Source organism: Burkholderia sp. MSh2, assembly GCF_000731655.1.
GTDB classification, from domain to species: Bacteria; Pseudomonadota; Gammaproteobacteria; order Burkholderiales; family Burkholderiaceae; genus Burkholderia; species Burkholderia paludis.
In genome coordinates this window covers 1-1228 of sequence record NZ_JPGM01000145.1, presented here as the reverse complement: position 1 = coordinate 1228, position 1228 = coordinate 1, and the positions used below count along the sequence as shown (strand labels likewise).

General features: G+C 57.1%; 1 protein-coding gene. It reads right to left on the bottom strand.

Features of this window, described 5'->3' with window-relative positions; all coding sequences use genetic code 11:
• Positions 1 to 7 precede the first annotated feature (7 nt).
• Positions 8 to 1168, bottom strand: a complete 1161-nt coding sequence (locus GQ57_RS37920) for an IS30 family transposase (RefSeq protein ID WP_034200614.1) — start codon at positions 1166 to 1168, stop codon at positions 8 to 10.
• Positions 1169 to 1228: the final 60 nt, after the last annotated feature.

Below are 1228 nucleotides of genomic sequence, written 5' to 3'. Positions count from 1 at the left end.
TGCGGATTCAACCCGTCGATGCAACGAATTGATGAAATCGCTCAGCCGGTGTATCGAAGTCTAGTGTCTTTCGCGGACGCTCATTGAGCCGCCTGGCTACAGCATTGAGCTTGGCCTGCGAATAGGCCGAGAGATCGATCCCCTTGGGGAAATACTGTCTCAGGAGCCCATTTGTGTTCTCGTTCGAACCACGTTGCCAAGGGCTCTGTGGATCGCAAAAATAGACCTTTATGTCAGTGGCCACGGTGAAGCGCGTGTGATCGGCCATTTCTTTGCCCCGATCCCACGTCAGTGATTTGTATAGTTCCTGAGGAAGCTTGCAGGCATTTCGGATCAGTGCATTGATGACCGCTTCCGTATCTTTACTGGCAACCTTCACCAGCATCACGAAACGGCTCCGACGCTCGACGAGTGTGGCAATCTGGCTGTTCGCGCTGCCGAACAGCAGATCGCCTTCCCAGTGGCCGGGTATCGCACGATCATCAACGGTCGCGGGACGCTCACTAATCGGGACGGTGTCGCAGATTCTTCCGTGGTCGTCTGTCTTCATCGTGTGATGACGCGAACGGCGCATGACTCGCGAGCGCCGTAAATGCTCGAGCAATTCCTTTTTGAGGGCACCGCGAGCTTGTATGTAGAGACTGCGGTATATGGTTTCGTGCGACACCTGATAGTCCCTGTTGACCGCGTACACGTGCTTAAGCCAACCGGCGATCTGCTCGGGCGACCACTGCAGCCGGAGCTTGCTTGCCACGACCTGGGCGAGTTCCTGGTTTCTGACGAGCTTGCAGACTTGTGGGCGACGGGCGCGTTCCCAAGCAAGTTCGTCAGCATTGTTCGCCCGATAGTCCTGCAGACCTCCGTTCCGCTTGAGCTCGCGGCTAATGGTGGACGGAGCACGTCCGATTCGGCTCGCAATTGCGCGGATCGAATCACCAGCAACCACTGAGCGCGAGATCTCCTCCCGCTCGGCAAGGGTCAGCGCCAATCTTGAACGGCACCGCTTCTTCGGCTGGATACCGCCCGTTTCGGCCAGAATCCGCTGCACCGAGGAATGGTTCCGATCAAACAACTGGGCGATCTGCTGCAGCGACTCGCCCTTGCGCCAGCGCTCCCACATGACCGCTTTCTGACTGTCTGTATAGTAGATCCGCCGCCTCTGTTTCATTGCAACACTCCTCGCTGCTATGCAGCTTCAAGTGTGTTGCATCGACGGGTTGAATCCGCA